The sequence below is a fragment of the Paracoccus sp. SSK6 genome (assembly GCF_039770665.1).
GTDB lineage: Bacteria > Pseudomonadota > Alphaproteobacteria > Rhodobacterales > Rhodobacteraceae > Paracoccus.
On record NZ_JBDPNJ010000002.1, the window covers coordinates 249,814 to 271,046 of the forward strand.

22 protein-coding genes and 2 pseudogenes are annotated in these 21,233 nt (G+C 67.1%); 15 read left to right on the top strand and 9 right to left on the bottom strand.

The genetic code is table 11. From position 1 onward, the window contains the following. The first annotated feature begins 9 nt into the window (after positions 1-9). A complete protein-coding gene (locus AAIL68_RS03020) occupies positions 10-1,449 on the top strand; it encodes a cobyric acid synthase (protein WP_347138011.1) in 1,440 nt (479 codons plus the stop codon). On the opposite strand, the gene AAIL68_RS03025 is transcribed toward AAIL68_RS03020, so the two are convergent. After that, positions 1,438-2,049 (bottom strand): glutathione S-transferase N-terminal domain-containing protein, encoded by a 612-nt coding sequence (locus AAIL68_RS03025; protein WP_347138012.1) that lies wholly within the window; start codon positions 2,047-2,049, stop codon positions 1,438-1,440. The two genes, AAIL68_RS03020 and AAIL68_RS03025, sit on opposite strands and share 12 nt — an antisense overlap. 120 nt (positions 2,050-2,169) lie before the next feature. On the opposite strand from AAIL68_RS03025, the gene ispH reads away from it, so the two are divergent. From ispH to AAIL68_RS03045, 4 genes are all read left to right on the top strand, one after another. Further along, on the top strand, positions 2,170-3,126 hold the full coding sequence (ispH, locus tag AAIL68_RS03030; protein WP_347138013.1) for a 4-hydroxy-3-methylbut-2-enyl diphosphate reductase: 957 nt from the start codon (positions 2,170-2,172) through the stop codon (positions 3,124-3,126). A gap of 63 nt (positions 3,127-3,189) precedes the next feature. Continuing rightward, complete coding sequence (locus AAIL68_RS03035; RefSeq protein ID WP_347138014.1) at positions 3,190-3,789, top strand: glutathione S-transferase family protein; 600 nt, start codon at positions 3,190-3,192, stop codon at positions 3,787-3,789. Continuing rightward, a complete protein-coding gene (gene rnhA, locus AAIL68_RS03040; protein WP_347138015.1) occupies positions 3,782-4,249 on the top strand; it encodes a ribonuclease HI in 468 nt (155 codons plus the stop codon). The genes AAIL68_RS03035 and rnhA overlap by 8 nt, the downstream gene beginning before the upstream one ends. Continuing rightward, positions 4,246-4,878: a trimeric intracellular cation channel family protein gene (locus AAIL68_RS03045; RefSeq protein WP_347138016.1), complete on the top strand. Its 633-nt coding sequence runs from the start codon at positions 4,246-4,248 to the stop codon at positions 4,876-4,878. The genes rnhA and AAIL68_RS03045 overlap by 4 nt, the downstream gene beginning before the upstream one ends. On the opposite strand, the gene AAIL68_RS03050 is transcribed toward AAIL68_RS03045, so the two are convergent. From AAIL68_RS03050 to AAIL68_RS03060, 3 genes and pseudogenes are all read right to left on the bottom strand, one after another. Beyond that, positions 4,875-5,150, bottom strand: coding sequence for a hypothetical protein (locus AAIL68_RS03050; RefSeq protein WP_347138017.1), 276 nt, complete (start codon positions 5,148-5,150; stop codon positions 4,875-4,877). The two genes, AAIL68_RS03045 and AAIL68_RS03050, sit on opposite strands and share 4 nt — an antisense overlap. 76 nt (positions 5,151-5,226) lie before the next feature. Then, positions 5,227-5,568: pseudogene (locus AAIL68_RS03055) on the bottom strand (class I SAM-dependent methyltransferase); the annotation flags it as partial. Further along, on the bottom strand, positions 5,543-5,953 hold the full coding sequence (locus tag AAIL68_RS03060; protein WP_347138043.1) for a group III truncated hemoglobin: 411 nt from the start codon (positions 5,951-5,953) through the stop codon (positions 5,543-5,545). The pseudogene AAIL68_RS03055 and the gene AAIL68_RS03060, both read right to left, overlap by 26 nt. Positions 5,954-6,061: 108 nt before the next feature. On the opposite strand from AAIL68_RS03060, the pseudogene queF reads away from it, so the two are divergent. After that, positions 6,062-6,410, top strand: a pseudogene (queF, locus tag AAIL68_RS03065) (preQ(1) synthase); the annotation flags it as partial. A gap of 152 nt (positions 6,411-6,562) precedes the next feature. Here queF and AAIL68_RS03070 read toward each other — a convergent pair. Further along, complete coding sequence (locus AAIL68_RS03070; protein ID WP_347138018.1) at positions 6,563-7,387, bottom strand: DUF6635 family protein; 825 nt, start codon at positions 7,385-7,387, stop codon at positions 6,563-6,565. A 144-nt stretch (positions 7,388-7,531) separates the two neighbouring features. Between AAIL68_RS03070 and ileS the strand changes: the two genes are divergently transcribed. From ileS to AAIL68_RS03085, 3 genes are all read left to right on the top strand, one after another. Continuing rightward, the gene (gene ileS / locus AAIL68_RS03075) at positions 7,532-10,438 is read left to right on the top strand and encodes an isoleucine--tRNA ligase (RefSeq protein WP_347138019.1); all 2,907 of its coding nucleotides are present in this window, start codon (positions 7,532-7,534) and stop codon (positions 10,436-10,438) included. Between the two features lie 102 nt (positions 10,439-10,540). Further along, positions 10,541-11,578: an L-glyceraldehyde 3-phosphate reductase gene (gene mgrA, locus AAIL68_RS03080; RefSeq protein WP_347138020.1), complete on the top strand. Its 1,038-nt coding sequence runs from the start codon at positions 10,541-10,543 to the stop codon at positions 11,576-11,578. 54 nt (positions 11,579-11,632) lie between these two features. Continuing rightward, complete coding sequence (locus tag AAIL68_RS03085; protein ID WP_347138021.1) at positions 11,633-12,046, top strand: OsmC family protein; 414 nt, start codon at positions 11,633-11,635, stop codon at positions 12,044-12,046. On the opposite strand, the gene AAIL68_RS03090 is transcribed toward AAIL68_RS03085, so the two are convergent. The 3 genes from AAIL68_RS03090 to AAIL68_RS03100 are packed head-to-tail and all read right to left on the bottom strand — an operon-like array spanning position 12,043 to position 13,933. Beyond that, positions 12,043-13,038 carry a hypothetical protein gene (locus AAIL68_RS03090; RefSeq protein ID WP_347138022.1) on the bottom strand — a complete coding sequence of 332 codons (996 nt, stop codon included), beginning with the start codon at positions 13,036-13,038 and terminating at the stop codon, positions 12,043-12,045. The genes AAIL68_RS03085 and AAIL68_RS03090 overlap by 4 nt on opposite strands. Then, on the bottom strand, positions 13,038-13,394 hold the full coding sequence (arsC, locus tag AAIL68_RS03095) for an arsenate reductase (glutaredoxin) (RefSeq protein ID WP_347138023.1): 357 nt from the start codon (positions 13,392-13,394) through the stop codon (positions 13,038-13,040). Before arsC ends, AAIL68_RS03090 begins: the two co-directional genes overlap by 1 nt. A 23-nt stretch (positions 13,395-13,417) precedes the next feature. Beyond that, positions 13,418-13,933: an Lrp/AsnC family transcriptional regulator gene (locus AAIL68_RS03100; RefSeq protein WP_347138024.1), complete on the bottom strand. Its 516-nt coding sequence runs from the start codon at positions 13,931-13,933 to the stop codon at positions 13,418-13,420. 101 nt (positions 13,934-14,034) lie between these two features. On the opposite strand from AAIL68_RS03100, the gene AAIL68_RS03105 reads away from it, so the two are divergent. The 6 genes from AAIL68_RS03105 (at position 14,035) to AAIL68_RS03130 (ending at position 20,371) form a co-directional block, all read left to right on the top strand. Beyond that, entirely contained in the window at positions 14,035-14,379 is a 345-nt protein-coding gene (locus AAIL68_RS03105) for a DUF2849 domain-containing protein (protein ID WP_347138025.1), read from the top strand. Further along, complete coding sequence (locus AAIL68_RS03110) at positions 14,372-16,030, top strand: nitrite/sulfite reductase (RefSeq protein ID WP_347138026.1); 1,659 nt, start codon at positions 14,372-14,374, stop codon at positions 16,028-16,030. Before AAIL68_RS03105 ends, AAIL68_RS03110 begins: the two co-directional genes overlap by 8 nt. Then, a complete protein-coding gene (locus tag AAIL68_RS03115; protein WP_347138027.1) occupies positions 16,023-16,754 on the top strand; it encodes a phosphoadenylyl-sulfate reductase in 732 nt (243 codons plus the stop codon). Before AAIL68_RS03110 ends, AAIL68_RS03115 begins: the two co-directional genes overlap by 8 nt. Then, positions 16,751-17,137, top strand: coding sequence for a DUF934 domain-containing protein (locus AAIL68_RS03120; protein WP_347138028.1), 387 nt, complete (start codon positions 16,751-16,753; stop codon positions 17,135-17,137). The genes AAIL68_RS03115 and AAIL68_RS03120 overlap by 4 nt, the downstream gene beginning before the upstream one ends. Before the next feature lie 46 nt (positions 17,138-17,183). Next, complete coding sequence (locus tag AAIL68_RS03125; RefSeq protein WP_347138029.1) at positions 17,184-18,023, top strand: ferredoxin--NADP reductase; 840 nt, start codon at positions 17,184-17,186, stop codon at positions 18,021-18,023. A gap of 164 nt (positions 18,024-18,187) precedes the next feature. Next, complete coding sequence (locus AAIL68_RS03130; RefSeq protein ID WP_347138030.1) at positions 18,188-20,371, top strand: OmpA family protein; 2,184 nt, start codon at positions 18,188-18,190, stop codon at positions 20,369-20,371. A 53-nt stretch (positions 20,372-20,424) separates the two neighbouring features. Here the strand turns inward: AAIL68_RS03130 and AAIL68_RS03135 are convergent, their stop codons facing one another. After that, on the bottom strand, positions 20,425-20,856 hold the full coding sequence (locus AAIL68_RS03135) for a CoA-binding protein (protein WP_347138031.1): 432 nt from the start codon (positions 20,854-20,856) through the stop codon (positions 20,425-20,427). Between the last annotated feature and the right edge of the window lie 377 nt (positions 20,857-21,233).

The following is a 21,233-nucleotide window of genomic DNA, read 5'->3' on the forward strand; positions in this document are numbered from 1 at the left end:
AGTAAACCCATGCCCGCGTTGATGATCCAAGGCACCGGATCGAATGTCGGAAAGTCGCTGCTGGTGGCGGGCCTGTGCCGGGCCGCGCGGCGCCGGGGGCTGTCGGTCGCGCCCTTCAAGCCGCAGAACATGTCGAACAACGCCGCCGTGACGGTGGACGGAGGAGAGATCGGCAGGGCGCAGGCGTTGCAAGCACGCGCCTGCTGGCTGGACCCCGTGGCGGACATGAACCCGGTGCTGCTGAAGCCAGAGACGGACACGGGCGCGCAGGTGATCCTGCACGGGCGCGCGGTGGCGCGGGCCGAGGCGCGCGATTACGCGGCGCTGCGTCCGCGCCTGCTGGCGGGCGTGCTGGAAAGCTTCGCGCGCCTCTCCGCCGCGCATGACCTGGTGATCGTGGAGGGCGCAGGCAGCCCGGCCGAGGTGAACCTGCGCCCCCGCGACATCGCCAACATGGGCTTCGCGCGGGCCGCTGGCGTGCCGGTGGTCTTGGCAGGCGACATCGACCGGGGCGGTGTGATTGCGCAGATCGTCGGCACGAAGGCGGTTCTGGACCCGAGCGACGCCGCGATGATCCGGGGCTTCCTGGTCAACAAGTTCCGAGGCGACCCGCGGCTGTTCGACGACGGCTACCGGCTGATCGAACAGCACACCGGCTGGCGCGGCTTCGGGGTCGTGCCATGGTTTGCGGGCGCGCATCGTCTGCCTGCCGAGGATGCGGTGGATCTGCGCGCCTCTCAAGGCGAGGGGCTGCATGTGGTCTGCCTGTGCCTGTCGCGGATCGCCAATTTCGACGACCTCGACCCGCTGGCGGCGGAACCGGGGGTGCGGCTGACCATGCTGGGTCCGGGCCGCGCCATCCCCGGCGATGCCGGTCTGGTGGTGATCCCAGGCACGAAATCGACGCTGGGGGATCTGGCCTTCCTGCGCGCGCAGGGCTGGGACGTGGATCTGGCCGCGCATGTGCGGCGTGGCGGGCATGTTCTGGGCATCTGCGGGGGCTTCCAGATGCTGGGCCGGGTGATCCGCGATCCGTCCGGCAGCGACGGCGCGGCGGGCGAGGTCGCGGGGCTTGGCCTGCTGGATGTGGAAACCGTGATGGCGCCGGACAAGCTGCTGGAGCGCGTCACCGGCACCGCCCTGGGCCAGCCCGTGACAGGCTACGAGATCCACATGGGCCGCACCACCGGCCCCGACTGCGCGCGGCCCTTCGCCCATATTCCCGGCCCCGACGGCGCGATCAGCGCCGATGGCCGGATCGCGGGCACCTATCTGCACGGGCTGTTTGCGGACGACGCCTTCCGCGCCGCCTGGCTGGCCCGGCTGGGCGCGGCGTCTCAACCGGGATACGAGGCCGGGGTGGACCGGGCCCTGGATGACCTGGCCGATCACCTGGAGGCGCATCTGGACGTATCGGGTCTGCTGGCGGTGGCCCGGTCAGGCGGTTGACAGGCGCAGCGCCTCCTGCACGTCGGCGTCCCGGTTCATCCAGTCGAACAGGCGCGCGATGTTCGGATAGTCCTTCCAGGTCTTCGCCACCTTGGCCGACCACCGCGCCATGACAAAGGCATAAGCGTCAGCCACCGTCCGGCGGTTGCGATAAACGTGGCCCTCCGCGCCGATCAGGTTGTCCAGATGCTGCATGACCCGGTCGATGCGCCCTTCCGCCGCCTTCCTCACCTGGTCCAGCGCCTCTTGCGAAGGATCGGCGGTGAAGCGCTGCGGACCGAACAGCGGCCAGAAGGCCGGGTGGAAGTCGCCGGTCAGGAAGGCCATGGTTTCGGCGAATTCGAACCGGCCCATCGGATCGTCGTCGGGGCCCAGCCGGGCGTCGGGATAGGTTTCGGCGATATAGCCCAGGATCGCATCGGCTTGCGTCATGGCGCGGGGCCCGCCCAGATCCAGCGCGGGCACCTGCGCCAGCGGATTGATGCGCTTGAATTCGGCCGAGGCGTAATCGACCTTCACCGGCTCGAACCTCGCCCCCGCCCAGCGGAGCGCGATCCAGGGGGCCACCGCGCAGGTTCCCGGCGCGAAAAACAGTCTCATCACCCGATCCTCCATCCAGTTGGCGGATGGTGGCGCGGGGCGGGCGGCAATGCAAGCAATGGCAGCCTTGTGACGGGCCCGGCGCTGGACGAAACGGCGCCTTCGCGCTAGGTCACGGGCATGGAACATGCGAAAGCCCCCCTGACGCTTTATCTGGCCGCGCCGCGCGGGTTCTGCGCGGGCGTGGACCGGGCCATCAAGATCGTCGAGATGGCGCTGCAGAAATGGGGCGCCCCCGTCTATGTCCGCCACGAGATCGTCCACAACAAGTTCGTCGTGGACAGCTTGCGCGACCAGGGCGCCGTCTTTGTCGAGGAACTGGACGATTGCCCGGACGACCGTCCGGTGATCTTTTCCGCCCATGGCGTCCCGAAGGCGGTACCGGCCGAGGCGCGGCGGCGCAACATGATCCATGTGGACGCGACCTGTCCCCTTGTGACCAAGGTCCATAACGAGGCCGCGCGCCACCATGCCGAGGGTCTCCAGATGGTGATGATCGGCCATGAGGGCCACCCCGAGGTTCTGGGCACCATGGGGCAACTGCCCGAGGGCGAGGTGATCCTGGTCGAGACGGTCGAAGATGTGGCGGCCATCGCCCCCCGCGATCCCGGTCGGCTGGCCTTCATCACCCAGACCACCCTGTCGGTCGATGACACCGCCGAGATCGTCGAGGCGCTGAAGGCGCGCTTTCCCGCGATTGCCGGTCCGGCCAAGGAAGACATCTGCTATGCCACCACCAACCGCCAGGCGGCGGTCAAGGCCATCGCGCCCAAGATCGACGCGCTGCTGGTGATCGGGGCGCCGAATTCCTCGAATTCCAAGCGCCTGGTCGAGGTCGGCCGCGCGGCGGGTTGCGCCTATTCGCAACTGGTGATGCGCGCGGACCAGATCGACTGGCGCGCGATCGAGGGCGCGAGGGCCGTGGGCGTCACCGCAGGCGCCAGCGCGCCCGAGGTGTTGGTGAACGAGGTGATCGACGCTTTCCGCGCCCGCTATGACGTGACGGTCGAGATCGTCGAGACGGCGCAGGAGAATGTCGAGTTCAAGGTGCCGCGCGTCTTGCGGGAAACCGCCTGACGGCCAAGCCGGGGGCCAGCCCCCGGACCCCCGGGATATTTGAGCCAAAGTGAAAGAGGCGTGATGCGGCTTTATTCGATGCCCTCGTCAGGCAACAGCTACAAGGTGCGTCTGCTGCTGTCCCTTCTGGGGCAGGGGGCCGAGGTCGTGGATTGCGAATACGGATCGGCCAGCCTGGCCGAAGCCAAGCCGGTGCTGCCCTATGGCAAGGTGCCCGTGCTGGTCCTAGACGACGGACAGGTTCTGGCGGAATCCGACGCGATCCTGTGGTATCTGGGCGAGGGGTCGCGCTTCGTTCCCGCCGATCCGGTGGCGCGCGCGCAGATGCTGGGCTGGATGTTCTGGGAACAATACAACCACGAACCCGTCATCGCCGTCCGGGCTGCCCTGCTGACCTATCCTGACCGCGCGGCGCAGGCGACGCCCGAACGGCTGGCGGAGTTGCTGGTCCGCGGCCATGCCGTCCTGCAGGTGATGGAGGATCAGCTGGCGGGCCGCGACTGGCTGGCCGGCGATCACGCGACGCTCGCCGATATCTGTCTTTACGGCTATACCCATACGGCGGGCGAACGCGGAGGCTTCGACATGGCGCGCTTTCCGGCCATCAGGCGCTGGCTTGACGAGGTTGCGGCGCTTCCGGGATATGTGGGGCTTGATGACTGATCTGTTCGCCTGGACCGACGGCGCCTGCAGCGGCAATCCCGGCCCCGGCGGCTGGGGCGTGCTGATGCGCGCCATGGATGGCGACAGGATCGTCAAGGAACGCGAACTTGCAGGCGGCGAGGCGCTGACCACCAACAACCGGATGGAACTGATGGCGGCGATCTCGGCGCTGGAGGTTCTGGTCCGGCCAAGCGCGATCACCATCACCACCGACAGCGCCTATGTGAAGAACGGCGTGACCCAGTGGATCCACGGCTGGAAGCGCAACGGCTGGAAGACGGCCGACAAGAAGCCCGTCAAGAACGTGGAACTGTGGCAGCGTCTGGACGAGGCGCAGCGGCGCCACACCGTCACATGGGCCTGGATCAAGGGCCATGCGGGGCATCCGGAAAACGAGCGCGCCGACGAACTGGCGCGCGGCGGCATGGCGCCCTTCAAGCCGGCGAAGGCCGCGGGGTGACACTGGCGGCGCTGGTCCCCTGGCTGGACTATGCAAGCGTGCTGGTCTTTGCGCTGACCGGCGCCCTGGTCGCCAGCCGGGCGCAGCTGGATCTGGTGGGCTTCATCTTCTTCGCCACGCTGACCGGCATCGGCGGCGGCACGGTGCGCGACCTGATCCTGAACCGCGATGCGGTCTTCTGGGTCGATCAGCCGGAACTGATCCTGGTGACGACGGGTGCGGCGGTGCTGGTCTTCTTCACCGCGCATCTGTTCGAAAGCCGTTATCGTCTGATCGTCTGGCTGGACGCCTTTGCCCTGGCCGTGGCGGTTCCGGCAGGCGTGGGCCTGGCGCTGGAGGCGGGTGTCAGCCCGATCGTCGTGGTGGCGATGGGCGTCGTCACTGGCACCTTCGGCGGACTGATCCGCGACGTGGTGGGCAACGAACTGCCCCTGGTGCTGAAGCAGGGAGAGCTTTACGTCACCGCCACCTTTGGCGGCGCGGTGGTCGCCGTGGCGCTGATCGGCGTGGGAATGCCCCGGCCCGTGGCGCTGATCTTCTGCGGGCTGGTGGTGATCGCCCTGCGCGCGGGAAGCCTGCTGATGGGGTGGCGCCTGCCGACCTATCGCGCCCGGCCGCCCCGGCGCTAGGCCGTCGCAACCCACCCCCGGAAGGTGAAGGCCGCATAGAACAGGGCGACATTCGAAAAGCCTGCCTGCCGCAGCAATCCCTCGTCCTGTTCCGGCGCCAGCGTCGGCAGGTGCGCGGCGATGGCGGATGCCGCATGGCGCGTCTGCTCCGTGGGCACGCCGGAGGACGCGGCAAAACCCGCATGGCGGTTCAGCCACAAGGCTTTCTCGGCCTCGGGGATGCTGTGATGCGCGACAACCAGCGGCGCACCCGGCTTCAGGCGGCGGCGCAACTGGATCAGGGTCTGCAGCCGCGCGGCGCGGTATGAAATGCAGGGTCAGCAGGCAGGCGGCGCCATCGAACGGGCCAGGGGGCGCATCGTCGATATAGCCTTGATGCAACTCCACCCGCACGGAACGATCCCCAAGGGTGCGGGACGCAAGAGCCAGCATCTCGGCCGAAGGGTCCACGCCGGTAAGGCGCCAGCCGGGCTGCCAGTCGGCGAATGCCTTCAGTTCCAGCCCGCCTCCGGCGCCGAGCACCAGGACATGACCATCCGGCGGCGCGCTTTCGGCCAGCAGCAGGCACGCCATCCGCTGCATGTCGTGAAAACCGGGAACCAGGCGCGGCGGGTTTTCGGCATAGCGGGCCACGGCATCGGGATCGCCAAAGGACATGGGCACCTCAGCGCAGGATCGGCGGGCCGTCATGGGTGGGGCGGATGTCCTCGACCCCCATGCGCAACCCCTGGCCGATGCGATGCGCCAGGGCCGACCAGGCGCGGGCGGCGTCCGGGGGCAGGGTGCGGCGCAGGGTTTCATCGAACAGCGCCAGCCAGATCGGAAAGTGATCGGCGCGTACGTCGCCCGCCTTCATATGGGCGCGCATCGGGCTGCCGTCATAGCTGCGTTCGTAAAGGATCGCGTTGCGCCAGAAGGCGGCGATCCTGGCCTCGTGCGCGGGCCAGTCGGTGACGTGGTTGCCGAAGACCGGGCCCAGCACCTCGTGCCGCCGCACGGCGCCATAGAAGACGGCAACGACCTGGTCGATCTGGTCCGGGGTGACATCGAAGCGGGGCGGGATCATGGCAGGCATCATGTGGCCTGCGGGCCGGGGTTCTGCAAGGCGCCTTTTGACGCAGGCGCCGCCCGCTGGTCTCGCCACCCGCCGTCAAGGAGGCCCCCTGTCCATTACACCGACGCGCTGACCCGGCTTGGCGCGAAAACCGGTCTGCCCGGCAGCCCCGGACAGGCCGTGCTGGAGTGTTCCGAACTCGCAGGCGGGCGAGGGTTATGTCGTCCGTTTCACCCAGCCCGAATTCGCCAGCCTCTGCCCGATCACCGGCCAGCCGGATTTCGCGCATCTGGTCATCGACTATGTTCCCGGCGACTGGCTGGTCGAATCGAAATCGCTGAAGCTTTATCTTGGCAGCTTCAGCGACCACAGTGCTTTCCACGAGGACTGCACGGTCGGCATCGGCAAGCGGCTGGCCGAGGCCATCGCGCCACAATGGCTGCGGATCGGCGGATACTGGTATCGGCGTGGCGGGCTATCGCGGCAGAGGCTGACCGGGCGGGACAAGGAAACGCAAGGCGTTTCCCCGCCCGCCGATGGCGGGGCGGGCGCTGGCCGGGCCTTTGAGGCCCGGAGGTTTTGGGGGCGAAGACATCGCGCGGCAAAGGCGATGGCCTTCGCCAATCGCCCTTAGCGCAGGTTGCGCCACAGCATCAGCGCCGCGTCCGACAGGTCGCCCGCGCGGGCCAGCAGATGCTCGCGCTCGATCCCCCCAGCAGGTTCGGCACGGTCCAGCCGGTCCAGCAGGCGCAGGATGCGGCGGCGATGCGTGCCGGTCCAAAGCTGGACCGGATCGGCGATCAGCCCGGCGAAGGTCGTGACCAGCGATCCCGCCACCGCCAGGGCCACGCCGGTCAGGATCACCTGCCAGGGCGACAGTTCGACCGGGAAGGCCCAGTACCAGGCCCGGCCCAGGGTGTTGCCCAGGAGAAAATCGTTCACCGCCGTCGCATGGGCACGCAGTTCCGCCAAGGGACCGGCCAGCGAGATGACGCCCGGTGTCGCGCGGTTGAACAGCAGCCAGCCGGACACAAGCACGATCAGCGAGGTGGTGATCTCGGCCACGGCATTGCGGGTCTCGGCCAGGGTCGCGGCCTGATGGCGGACGGCCTCGGTCGGGGCGTTCGGGCCGATCCCTTGGGTGTCCAGGTCCGCGATCAGCGCCAGTAGGTCGCGTTCGATTACCCGGCCCATGTCGGAAGGCAGGAAGACCCGCCGGGCAGCCAGCCAGCCGCCCGCGCGTTCCGCGCCAAACCGCGACAGCAGCCAGCCCCCTAGCCGGGTCAGCAGGAAGACCGGCGACAGCATCACGTTGATGGGCGCGCGCAGCAGATCCAGCCCAAGCGCCGCGCGGTGCAGCCGCAATGTCCCACGCAGCCCGTATCGGTCGCGGACAAAGCGCGTGACCGCGGCTCGGCGGCGGATCAGGGCATCGTCGGTCAGGGTTGCGGGCACGCAAGCGGCTTTCTATAGAGGGCGGCATGGAATTTCTGGCGTTCGGACCCCGAATTAGCAACCCGGTGGCGTGAGGTTTCGCGCCGCCGGGTCGCCGCATGTCCGAACCCCCGACCGACTCTCATGCCTTCGAAGGATGCCCCGATGGCCGCCGATACCACCGTCACCACTGACGCCCCCGACTACCGCGACACCGTTTTCCTGCCGCAGACCGAGTTTCCCATGCGCGCGGGCCTGCCGCAGCGCGAACCCGAATGGCTGGCCCGGTGGGAGCGTATCGGCATCTATGACCGCCTGCGCGAACGGGCAGAAGGCCGCGCGCCCTTCATCCTGCATGACGGCCCCCCCTATGCGAACGGGCACCTGCATATCGGCCACGCCCTGAACAAGACCATCAAGGACATCATCGTGCGCAGCCACCAGATGATGGGCCGCGATGCGCGCTATGTTCCCGGCTGGGATTGCCACGGCCTGCCGATCGAATGGAAGATCGAGGAGAAATACCGCGCCGAGGGCCGCGACAAGGACGCCGTGGACGTGGTCGAGTTCCGCCAGGAATGCCGCCGCTTTGCCGACGAATGGATCGACATCCAGCGGGCCGAGTTCAAGCGCCTCGGCATCACCGGCAAGTGGGACGATCCCTACCTGACGATGGATTTCCACGCCGAGGCGGTGATCGCGGCCGAGTTCATGAAGCTGGTGATGAACGGTGCGCTGTATCAGGGGTCGAAGCCCGTGATGTGGTCGCCGGTTGAAAAGACGGCGCTTGCCGAGGCCGAGGTGGAATACAAGGACCACACCAGCCACACGATCTGGGTGCGGTTCAAGCCGGTGGCCGGTCTGGATGGCGCATCGGTGGTGATCTGGACCACGACGCCCTGGACCATCCCACAGAACCGTGCCGTGGCTTATAACCCGGCGATCGCCTATGGCCTCTACAAGGTCGGGTCCGTGGCCGAGAATGCGACGGCGCAGGCGGGCGAGACCCTGGTTCTGGCCGATGCCTTGGCGGAAAGCGTGATGAAGGCCGCGAAGGTCGAGGATTTCGCCCGCCTGCGCGACGTTCCGGCCGATGAGCTTGCCAGCCTGACCCTTGCGCACCCGTTCCGCGGCATCGACGGTGCCAATGGCGAATGGGATTATGACGTTCCCCTGCTGCCCGGCGACCATGTCACCGACGACGCGGGCACGGGCTTTGTCCACACGGCGCCCAGCCATGGCGACGACGACTATCAGCTTGGGCTGAAATACAAGCTGCCGATGACCTACAACGTCGAACCCGACGGCAGCTACCGCAAGAACCTGCCGCTGTTCGGCGGCCAGGCGATCATTGACGCGGATGGCAAGGACGGCCCGGCCAATGTCAGCGTCATCAAGCAACTGGCCTATGCGGGCGCGCTGCTGGCCAAGGGCAAGGTCAAGCACAGCTATCCCCACAGCTGGCGGTCCAAGGCGCCGCTGATCTATCGCAATACGCCGCAATGGTTCGCGGCCATCGACAAGCCGCTGACCGACGGCATGAACGAATACGGCCAGACGATCCGCACCCGCGCGCTGACCAGTATCGACAAGCTGGTGAAGTGGTGGCCGCAGACCGGGCGGAACCGGATTCATTCCATGGTGGAAAACCGCCCCGACTGGGTGCTGTCGCGCCAGCGGGCCTGGGGCGTGCCGCTGACCTGCTTCGTGCGTCGCGGCGCCAAGCCCACCGACGACGACTTCCTGCTGCGCGACCAACGGGTGAACGACCGCATCATCGCCGCCTTCGAATCCGAGGGTGCCGATGTCTGGTATCGCGACGGCTTCAAGGCGCAGGTTCTGGACGACATCGTGAACCCCGACGACTATGACCAGGTCATGGACGTGCTGGACGTGTGGTTCGACTCGGGCTCGACCCATGCCTTCGTGCTGCGCGACCGGGCGGACGGGGCGCCGGACGGGATCGCGGACGTGTACCTTGAGGGCACCGACCAGCATCGCGGCTGGTTCCAGTCGTCCCTGCTGCAGGGCTGCGCGACCAAGGGACGCGCGCCTTATCGCAACGTGGTCACGCATGGCTTCACGCTCGACGAGAAGGGCATGAAGATGTCCAAGTCGCTGGGCAACACGGTCGTGCCCGCGAAGGTGATCGAGCAATACGGCGCCGATATCCTGCGCCTCTGGGTGGCGCAGGCGGATTATACCGCCGACCAGCGGATCGGACCGGAAATCCTGAAGGGCACCGCCGACAGCTATCGCCGCTTGCGCAACACGCTGCGCTTCCTGCTGGGGGCGCTGGATGGCTTCACGGATGCCGAGAAGATCGCGCCCGACCAGATGCCCGAGCTTGAGCAGTGGGTGCTGCACCGGCTGGCGCAGCTGGATCACGCGGTCCGCAAGGGCTACGACCAGTTCGACTTCCAGGGCGTGTTCCAGACGCTGTTCCAGTTCTGCACCGTGGATCTGTCGGCCTTCTATTTCGACATCCGCAAGGATTCGCTTTACTGCGACGCCGCCACCGACCCGCGCCGCCGGGCCGCGCGGACGGTGCTGGACATCCTGTTCCACCGCCTTGTCACTTGGCTGGCCCCGATCCTGCCCTTCACGACCGAGGATGTGTGGCTGTCGCGCTTCCCGTCATACGACGACAGTGTGCATCTGCACGACTTCCCCGAAACGCCCGCCGACTGGCTGAACGAGCCGCTGGCCGTGAAATGGGACCACATCCGCCGTGCCCGCCGCGTCGTCACTGCCGCGCTGGAGGTCAAGCGCGCCGACAAGACCATCGGCGCCAGCCTGGAGGCCGCGCCGGTCGTCCATGTCGAGGATGCGGACATGCTGGCCGCGCTGAAATCGGTGGATTTCGCGGATGTCTGCATCACGTCCGACCTGTCGCTGACCGCCGACCCGGCCCCGGCCGAGGCCTTCAGCATGGCCGAGACCCCCGGCATCGGCGTGGTCTTCGAACTGGCCGAGGGCGAGAAATGCCAGCGCTGCTGGAAGATCCTGCCTGATGTCGGCACCCACCGGCATCCCGGCGTCTGCGCCCGCTGCGACGAGGTGTTGGCCTGAACGACCGACCCGCGCGGGGGGTATCCCTCCGCGGGTCGCCCGCTTGACGCGGGCGAGGCCCCGTCCCATCCTGCCGCTGCGTGACCAACCGGCAGGATCCCGATGCACAGCCCCAATCCCGACCGTTACGACCGGATGCAATACCGCCGCTGCGGGCAATCCGGGCTGATGCTGCCCGCGATCAGCCTGGGGCTATGGCACAATTTCGGCCATGACACGCCGCATCAGACCAAGCGCGACATCTGCCGCACGGCCTTCGATCTGGGCATCACCCATTTCGACCTGGCCAACAACTATGGTCCGCCGCCCGGCAGCGCCGAGGAAGCCTTCGGAGAGATCCTGCGGACCGATTTCGCGGGCCATCGGGACGAACTGGTCATCAGCACCAAGGCGGGCTGGCGCATGTGGCCCGGCCCTTACGGCGAATACGGCAGCCGCAAATACCTGATCCAGTCCTGCGACCAGTCGCTGAAGCGGATGGGCCTCAATCATGTGGACATCTTCTATTCCCACCGTTTCGACCCCGACACGCCGCTCGAGGAAACCATGGGCGCGCTGGACCACATCGTGCGGTCGGGCCGGGCGCTGTATGTGGGCATCAGCAGCTATAACAGCGCGCGCACGCGGGAAGCCGCGGCGATCCTGCGCGACCTGGGCACGCCCTGCCTGATCCACCAGCCCAGCTACAACATGCTGAACCGCTGGATCGAACGCGACGGGCTGCTGGATACGCTGGAGGGCGAGGGGGTCGGCAGCATCGTCTTCACGCCGCTGGCCCAGGGGATGCTGACGGGCAAATACCTCAAGGGCATTCCGGCGGACAGCCGCGCGGCGCAGGGCAAGTCGCTGGCCCAAGGCTGGCTGACCGACGACATGATCGCCCGCCTGAACGGGCTGAACGATCTGGCCGCCGCGCGGGGGCAGACCCTGGCGCAGATGGCCGTGGCCTGGACCCTGCGCGACACTCGCGTGACCAGTGCGCTGATCGGGGCCTCGCGCGCCTCTCAGGTCGTGGATTGCGTGGGCGCGCTGGACCGGCTGGATTTCACGGCGGAGGAACTGGCGCGCATCGACGACCTGTCGGCGGGCGGCGACGTGAACATCTGGCGCGGATCCACCGAAGGCGCGGGCGAGGGGTGACAGACAGCGCCCCCTGATCGTGCTAGGCTGGCAACAGTCAGCGGGGGGATCGCCATGCCTGTGGTCAGCGTCAGCCTGATGAACCTGCCGGGCACCGAGGCCGCCGTGGGCTGGGCCGGTAGCCATTGCATCATCGCCGACCGACCCGAAGGCAAGGCGGGCGGCATGGGCCTTGGCTTCAACGGCGCGCAACTGCTGGCGCTCGCCATCGGCGGCTGTTTCTGCAACGACCTGCGCTATATCGCGCACCGGCGCGGGGTGGCGATCGCCTCGGTCGCGGTGAAGGTGCATCTGGCGATGGAGGGCGAGCCGCTGATCGCCACGGGCGCCGAGATGGTGGTGCAATGCGTGATGGAGGATGGGTCCGACCCGGCACCGCTGATCGATAAGGCGAGGGAAAGCTCGATGGTCGGCTGTTCCCTGCCGCGGGGGATCCCCGTGTCGGTTTCAGCGGGGCAGAGGGGTTAGTCCCACCACCAGCCGTTCTTCTTCAGCGCCTGCCGGATCGGCTTTTCCTTCGGCGGCAGCCCGCCTGCGAACAGCGGGCGCACCTTGTCGCGGCCCTTGCCCTGGTAGATCAGCTTCTTCGCCGGTTCCCATTCCTTGAGCCGCCGCTTGATGCGGTTGGGGGCGGTCGCGGCCTCCAGCACCGCCAGCACCGCGTCGGATTCGCGGGCGTAAAGCAGCGGCAGGCTGCGGTAATGGCAAGTCACGTCGCCATCGAGGCCCGACAGTTCTGGCCCGGGCCGCCCGCCGCCCAGGCTGTGGATGACCAGCGGCAGGATTGCCTGGTCCAGCCAGGGATCGAGGCTCTGGCAAGCCAGTTCGTCGGGCGGGTCGCGGCGGACCGACAGCGCCCAGTCGAGGAAGCGTTGGCCGAAGACCGCCGGGTCCGGCCCGAAGAACCAGCCCGCGTTGAAATACAGGTATCGTTCCCAATGCTCGTCCGGCTGGGTCAGGTCCAGCGACGACGGGAAATCCAGACCGGAGCGGTCGTAGAGCGATTTCCAGATCGCTGCGTAGCCGGGGCCGTAGAGCGGCGGTTCGGGCCATGTCCCTTCGCGCCGCATGGACGCCGCCGGGGGGCTGTCAAAGGACACCTGATCCAGCGGTCCCACGATCAGCGTATCGGTGTCGAAGAAGGCGAAGGGCTGGCCTGCGGGCAGGACCGACAGCGCCTCGATCTTGTTGCCATAGGGATAAGCCGCGCCGAAATGGCGGGCGGTGAAGGGGGTGATCTCGGCGCCCAGGCTTTCCAGCAGCGCACGGGTGTCATCGCCGATCCGCGTGTCATGCCCGGCCCATGCGCCCTCGGGCTGCGGCTCGGCCACGATCAGGCGGCCGGTGAAATCCGGCGCGGCATGGCGCAGACTGGCGGCGAAGATGATCGCCTGGAATTCCAGCCGCCCGGCCTGGGCCACGATCAGCAGATTCGGGGGCAGCAGGTTCGGCGCAGCCATCAGGAAGCCAGCAGGTCGAAGACGGTTTCCTTCGGGCGACACAACCGCGCGCCCTTCGGACCGAAGACCACCGGGCGTTCGATCAGGCCTGGGTGCTCCGCCATGGCCGCGATCAGCGCATCGTCCGACAGCGCCGGATCGCCCAGGCCAAGATCATCGTAAGGCGTGTTCCTGCGCCGCAGCAGGCCGCGCGGGGCGATGCCCAGCCGGTCCAGGGCGGCGCGCAGTTCGGCAACCGTGGGGGGCTGCGCCTGATAATCGCGCACCGCCACATCCGCGCCCGCATCCTGCAAGGCTTGCAGGACAAAGCGCGAGGTCGAGCATTTCGGATTGTGCCAGATCGTATAGTCGGACATGCGGCCCCCAAGGTCGCACAACCCTAGCGCGCACTGTCGGGAATGGGAAGCGCACTGGTCGCCTTGATCTCCTCCATCGACAGAAGGGCGGTGACGTTGTGGATCTTCACCTCGCCGATCAGCGACTGGTAGAAGCGGTCATAGGCGCGCGCGTTCCGAACCTGCACCTTCAGGATATAGTCGATGTCGCCCGCCAGCCGGTGCGCCTCAATCACCTCGGGGCGTTCGCGCAGCGCCTTGAGGAAGCGCGCGGCCCAGGCCTTGTCATGTTCGCTGGTGCGGATCAGGACGAAGAAACAGGCCTCCAGCCCCAGGGCCTCTGGGTCCAGAATCGCTACCTGGCGGCGGATCACGCCTGCCTCTCGCAGCTTGCGGATGCGGTTCCAGACGGGGGTCTTCGATGCCCCCACGCGGTCGGCGATCTGGTCCAGCGACAGGCTCGCATCCTCTTGCAGCAGGGACAGGATTTTGCGATCCACCTCGTCCAGCCGGAAATTTGTTTTGGCGTGCCCCGCGTTCTGTGAAAGCTGTTCCGACATGTCCGTCCATCTGGGCTGAATGTCCTTATTTTCCAGACCCTATCGCAAAATTCCAGAACAAAATTCTATATTGTCAGCATCAATCCGAAAGGGTCCGTACCATGAGCAAAGCCTTCGTCCCGACGGCCGCGAAGCCCGGCGTCATCACCGCGAACGATCTGCGCGAAGGCCATAACGTCTGGATGTGCGAGGATGGCTGGACCGCCGATCCCGCGCGCGCCACCCTGTTCGAGGACGAGGCCATCGCGGATCTGGCGCTGCTGAAGGCGGTGGGCCAGTCGAACATCGTCGTCGGCCCCTATCTGGTCGAGGCGCGGCGCGGTCCCCACGGCCCGGAACCCACCCATTTCCGCGAAGCCTTCCGGCAGCGCGGGCCGTCCAATTACTTCCACGGCATCCAGGCCGTGAAGCAAGCCGCAAAACTGACCGAGGCCAGCAATGTTTGATGTTCGTCCCGTCGATACCGACTATGTGCGCCACCGTGCGGCGCAGTTCCGCGCCCAGGTCGAACGCCGCCTGGACGGCAGCCTGACGGAAGACGAATTCCGCCCCCTGCGGCTGATGAACGGCGTTTACCTGCAACTGCACGCCTACATGCTGCGGATCGCCATTCCCTATGGCACGATCAGCCCCGACCAGATGCGGATGCTGGCGCATCTGGCCGAAACCTATGACAAGGGCTATGGCCACTGGACCACGCGTCAGAACATCCAGTTCAACTGGCCCCGGCTGGTGGACATCCCCGACATGCTGGACAAGCTGGCATCCGTCGGGATGCACGCGATCCAGACATCCGGCAACACGATCCGCAACGTGACGACCGATGCCTTCGCGGGCGCGGCCGCCGACGAATACCTGGATCCGCGCCCCTATGCGGAACTGCTGCGGAGCTGGTCCACGGATCACGCCGAATTCCAGTTCCTGCCGCGCAAGTTCAAGATCGCCATCACCGGCGCGGCCCGCGACCGCGCCCTGGTGGCCGCCCATGACATCGGGCTGCGCCTGATCCAGCGTGACGGCCAGACCGGCTTCGAGGTCTGGGTCGGCGGCGGCCTGGGCCGCACCCCCATGCTGGGCAAGGTGATCCGCGACTTCCTGCCGGAGGCCGATCTGCTGGCCTATATCGAGGCGATCATCTCGACCTACAACCTGTCGGGCCGCCGCGACAACAAGTACAAGGCCCGCATCAAGATCACCGTGTCCGAGCGCGGCCTGGATGTCTTCAAGGCCGAGGTCGAGGAGGAGTTCCTGAACCGTCGCCGCGACTTCCACGGCGCCGACCGCGAGGCGCTGGCGATCTTCCGCGACCGTTTCGCCGCCCCGGCCTTCCGCAATGGCCCGACCGACGGCTATGAGGCAGAGCGTGCCAAGAACGGCGCCTTCCGCAGCTGGACCGACACCAACCTGCACACCCACAAGGTGGACGGCTATGCCAGCGTCATCGTGACCTTCAAGACGCATTGGGAAACGCCGGGGGATGCCTCGGCCTCCCAGATGCGCCTGTTGGCCGATCTGGCCGAGCAATACGGCCATGACGACCTTCGCATCAGCCACGACCAGAACGTCGTGCTGCCCCATGTCCACAAGTCGGACCTGCCTGCCGTCTATGCGGCGCTGCAAAAGGCGGGGCTGGCGGTTGCCAATGCCGGGCTGACCAGCGACATCATCGCCTGCCCCGGCATGGATTACTGCACGCTGGCGACCGCCCGGTCGATCCCTATCGCGCAGGAGATCGCCGCGCACTTCAAGGACGCGGGGCTGGAAGGCGAGATCGGCAAGCTGAACATCCGCATCTCGGGCTGCATCAATGCCTGCGGGCATCATCACCTGGGCCATATCGGCATCCTGGGCCTGGACCGGGCAGGGGTCGAGAACTATCAGATCACGCTGGGCGGCGACGGATACGATATCCCGGCCATCGGTGAACGTGCCGGGGCGGGCTTCCCCTATGACCAGGTCGTGCCCGCCATCGACCGTCTGCTGCGCGCCTATCTGGAGGTTCGCGCGGACACCTCGGAACGCTTCATCGACGCCTATCGCCGTCTTGGTCCCGCCCCCTTCAAGGCCGCGCTCTATCCCGAGCCTGCCCATGCTTGATGGAAACCTGGACACGCGGGCAGGGCGGCTGAACGACCGCTATCGCCACCATGCCGCGACCGAGGTGCTGCGCCGCGCCGTGACCGATCCCGACCTGGGGCGGGTGGCGCTGGTGTCGTCCTTCGGGGCGGAATCGGTGGTGCTGCTGCACATGGTCAGCAGGGCTGCGCCGGGCCTGCCGGTGCTGTTCATCGACACGCAGATGCTGTTTCCCGAAACGCTGGACTATCAGCGGGACGTGTCGGCCAGGCTGGGCCTGACCAATGTGCAGGTGATCCGGGCTGCTGAAACGGACGTGGCCCGCCGGGATCCCGACGGGACGCTGCACCGGTTCGATGCCAATGCCTGCTGCGACCTGCGAAAGACGGTGCCGCTGGAACGCGCGCTGTCCGGCTTTGACGCCTGGATCACGGGCCGCAAGCGGTTCCAGAACAGCGACCGCGCCGCGCTGGAGTTCTTTGAGCCTGAACCCCCCGCGCGCCTGCGCATCAACCCGCTGGCCCATTGGCGGGCCGAGGACGTGCAGGAATACATGATCGAAAACAACCTGCCGCGACACCCGCTGGTCGCGCGCGGCTATCCCTCCATCGGCTGCGCGCCCTGCACCTCGCCGGTGAAACCGGGCGAGGATCCGCGCGCCGGGCGCTGGCGCGGGCAGGACAAGACCGAATGCGGCATCCACTTCATTGGCGGCAAGATGGTCCGCGGAAAGGTTCCGGCATGACCGAACGACTGAACAGCGAACGCGTCCTGGCCCGCGACGACGGCTTCCATCCCCTGACCCAGGAGGCCGAGGAGGTGCTGGCCCCCGACACGCCGCTGGCCGATCTGGCCCAGCATTTGGACCGCGATCTGATCGCCATCGACTTTCCGTCCTTTACCGACGGACGCGGCTTTTCGCTGGCCCGCCGCCTGCGGGAACTGGGCTTCAAGGGCCGCCTGCGCGCGTCCGGCCGACTGATCGCCGACCAATACGCCATGGCCCGCCGCGTGGGCTTCGACGAGGTCGAGGTCGCCCCCGACATTGCCGCCCGCCAGCCGCAGGACCAATGGATCGCGCGGGCCGATTGGCAGGCATACGACCACCGCGCGCATCTGGCGGGCTAGGGGTTTAACCCCGCCGCCCCATCGACTAGAACATGCAGGACTTCCCATGACCCTGGACATTCCCGTGGCCGAAGCTGCCAAGACCGCCCCCAAGACCCTTCCCGATGCCCAGACCGTGACGGCGGTCAGGCACTGGACGGACAGCCTGTTTTCCTTCCGCGTGACGCGCCCCGCCTCCCTGCGCTTCCGGTCGGGCGAATTCGTGATGATCGGACTCTTGGGCGACAACGGCAAGCCCTTGCTGCGCGCCTATTCCATCGCCTCGCCCAACTGGGACGAGGAGCTGGAGTTCTATTCCATCAAGGTGCCGGACGGGCCGCTGACCTCGAAACTGCAGCACATCCAGCCGGGGGACGAGATCATCCTGCGCCCCAAACCGGTGGGCACGCTGGTCCTGGACGCGCTGCTGCCGGGCAAGCGGCTGTGGTTCCTGGCCACCGGCACCGGCATCGCCCCCTTCGCGTCGCTGATGCGCGACCCGGAAACGTATGAGCGTTATGAGCAGGTCATCATGATGCACACCTGCCGCACGGCGGATGAGTTGACCTATGGCCGCGAACTGGTGGAAAACCTGCGCCACGATCCCCTGCTGGGCGAGCTTTACGGCGAGGATTTCGCCAACCGCCTGGTCTATTACCCGACCACCACGCGCGAGGAATCGCCGCGCATGGGCCGGATCACGGACAACATGACCTCAGGCAAGGTCTTCGCCGATCTGGGCCTGCCGCCGATCAGCCCGGAAACCGACCGCGCGATGGTCTGCGGCAGCCTGGCCTTCAACGTGGATGTGAAGGCAGTTCTGGAAGGCTTCGGCCTGCGCGAAGGGGCCAATTCCGAGCCCCGCGAATTCGTCGTGGAAAAGGCTTTCGTCGGCGACGGCGTCTGATCTTTCGATATTTCGGCCTGGCAGGGGCGCGGTTCGGACCGCGCCCTTTGTCGTTTCCGGCGCTTTCCGCCGATCACGCCCAGGTCACGCAGGTGTTTGGAACTGCGGCCTTCGTCTGCCTGTTAGATCGGCAACGAACAATCCGTTCGGCGGAGAGGAGTCCCATGCGTCGAATTATCCACAACACAACCGCCATCGCCGCCTGCCTGTCGCTGCTGGTGCCGCATCTTGCGCAGGCGCAGGCCCTGGATGCCGCAGGTAATGCGGCAAGCGAGGGCGGCCAGCAGGGCGGGGCGCCGTTGGCCCTGGCCCAGGCCGAGGAGCAGGTGCCGCCCCCTGCGGAACAGCCCGAGGCGGAAGCTGAAGCTGAAGCGTCCCAGCCCGCCGAGGCTGCCGAAGCGCCTGCTGAGGAGACAGCCGAACCCGCAGCTGCTGACGAACCTGCCCCCGCCGAAGAGCCGGCGGCGGCTGAGGAACCTGCGGCGGCTGAGGAGTCCGTCCCGGCGGAGGCAGCATCCGAACCTGCCGCAGCGGAGCCTGCCGCAGAGGCACCGGCGGCCGAGGCACCGGCGGCCGAGGCTGAACCCCAGCCCGAGGCAGAACCCGAGGCAGCCGAGGCCCCGGCGGCGGAACCTGAACCGGCCCCCGCGCCTGAAGCCGCCACAGCCGAGTCCCAGCCTGCGCCCGAGGCATCCGCCGCCGCTGCCGAAGAAGCCAAGGCCGACGAAGCCCCTACTGATGTCGCCCGCCCCAAGGAGGCTGCGCGAGACAAGCGGCAGGAGCGTCCCGAGAAGCAGGGCGAAAAGGCCGAGAAGCAAAGCGAAAAGAGCGACGCCGCAGAACGGAAGGCCAAGCGCGCGGACGATCGTGCCGAACGCCAGGCGGAAGAGGAACAGGCGACCGAACAGGGCATGGCCGAACGCCCGGCTGAAGCCGCACGGGAACAGCAGGCCGAACGCCCGCAGGAAGCCGCCAGGGAGCAGCAGGCCGAGCGTCCCGCCCCGCGTGACGAGGAAAAGGCTCAGGACGAGGACTCCTTGCGCAAGGCTTTGGAGGCCGAGCAGGCAGCCGAAGAAGACGCTGGCGATGACCGTCCGGCAGATGCGAAGGACACGACCGCTGCCCCGTCCACGGACGAGAAAGCCTTGCGCGATGCCCTTGCCGAGGAGCAGGAAAAGGGCGAATCCTCCGCCGAACAGCCCAAGGCGGCAGAGGCTGGCGCCGCCACCCCGGCCGAGGCTGATGCCCCCGTGACCGAAGGCGCCCAGCAGGCCGCGCAGGAAACCCGCGCCGCCCCCGCCGCCGCCCTGGACGAGGACACCAAGGGCGAGGTCGTCGAGGAGCAGATCACCAAGGAAAACAGCCGGTCCTCGGACGAGGATTTCGCCACCAGCCTGCGGCAAGCGCTGCAGCCCGAGCAGGCCGAAACCAGGCAGAGCGCCAAGGAGGATGACGATGACGACAAGAAGGATCTGGCCAAGGCGCTGCTGCTGGGTCTGGGCGCCGTCGCGGTCGGCACCTATCTGAACAACAACCGCCAGGTGGCGCTGTCCGCCCCGGACCGTGTGGTCGTCACCCGCCCCGATGGTAGCCAGGAGGTCATCAAGGACGAGGTCGCGCTGCTGCGCCAGCCCGGCTCGACCGTCACGACCGAGAATTTCGACGACGGCTCGTCCCGCACGATCGTGACCCGTGGCGACGGCAGCCGCGTGGTGACGATCCGCGACGCCAACCTGCGCGTGCTGCGCCGCACGCTGGTATCCGCCGATGGCACGCAGACCCGGCTGATCGACGACACGGCCGAGGTCGAACCCGTGGACATCGCCACCTTGCCCGCCCCCGCGCCGGTCGCGACCGGCGGCACCTATCGCGACGAAGCCGCCCTGCGCGAAGCCCTGCGCCGCGAGGTGGATATCGACCGCCGCTTTACCCTGGGCCAAGTCCGCAGCATCCCCGAGGTCCGGGCCCTGGTCGCGCCGGTCAATATCGACGCGATCACCTTCGACACGGGGTCGGCGGCGATCAGCCCCGACCAGGCCCGGCAACTGTCCACCTTGGGCAAGGTCATCCAGGACGCCGTCGCCGAGAACCCGCGCGAGGTGTTCCTGATCGAAGGCCACACCGATTCGGTCGGCTCGGACGCGGCGAACCTTGCGCTGTCCGACCGGCGTGCCGAATCGGTCGCCCTGGCGCTTTCGGAATATTTCGACGTGCCGCCGGAAAACCTGGTCGTGCAGGGATATGGCGAACAGTTCCTGCAGGTCCGGCAGGAAGGGGATATCCGCGAAAACCGCCGCGCCGCGGTCAGGCGGATCACCGATCTTCTGCAAACCGCCGACGCGCGGTAACGAAAAAGGCCCCGGCACTGTCCGGGGCCTTTTTTCATGCGCTTTCCGATGCGTTAAAGATGGCGCGGGAATTCGATCTTGGGGCAGCGGTCCTGGATGACGGTCATGCCCCTTGCACGGGCCCTTTGGGCCGCCGCGTCGTTGCGGACGCCCAGTTGCAGCCAGATCGACTGCAGGTGCGGCAGATGCGCCAGGGCTTCGTCCACGATGGGGCCGACAGCCTCGGACCGGCGGAAGATGTCAACCATCTGCACGCCAAGGGATGCAGGAATTTCCGACAGGCTGGCATAAACGGTCTCGCCCAGGATCCGTCCTCCGGCATGGCCGGGATTGACGGGGATGATCCGGTATCCGTTCGCTTGCAGATAGCGCGCCACGCCCCAGCTTGGCCTTGTCTCGTTGGGGGAAAGGCCGACGATGGCGATCACCCTGCTGTTGCGTGCGATGCGGGCAATATCTTCATCATCTTCGAAATCGATGTCCATGAGAGGCCTCCCCTCCTCCTCCAAAAGTTGTAGGCACCCTTGCACAGAAAAGGCGCCCGGTCCAGATTTCTGGCCGGGCGCAAGTCGCGGAACGAGGGACAGTGATCTGAACATGACGGTTCCGAGGTCATGTTCCAAATGGTAAATGGGCAACAGGCAGAAAAGTTCCAGATTTATCGCGAATTCGTGATTGAAACCCTGAAAGCCCTTCAGCGATTCCAGATCTTGCTGGCCCGTGCCAGGATCTCCTGCGGAATCCGGCGCAACTCGCGCGCCGAGCGGTCCGAGCTTACAAGATAAAGCTGGTTTCCGATCACGACGAAATGGCGTGGGTCGCCCGGAACGCGCCGCCCTTCGGCCAGGGCCACGGGGCAAAA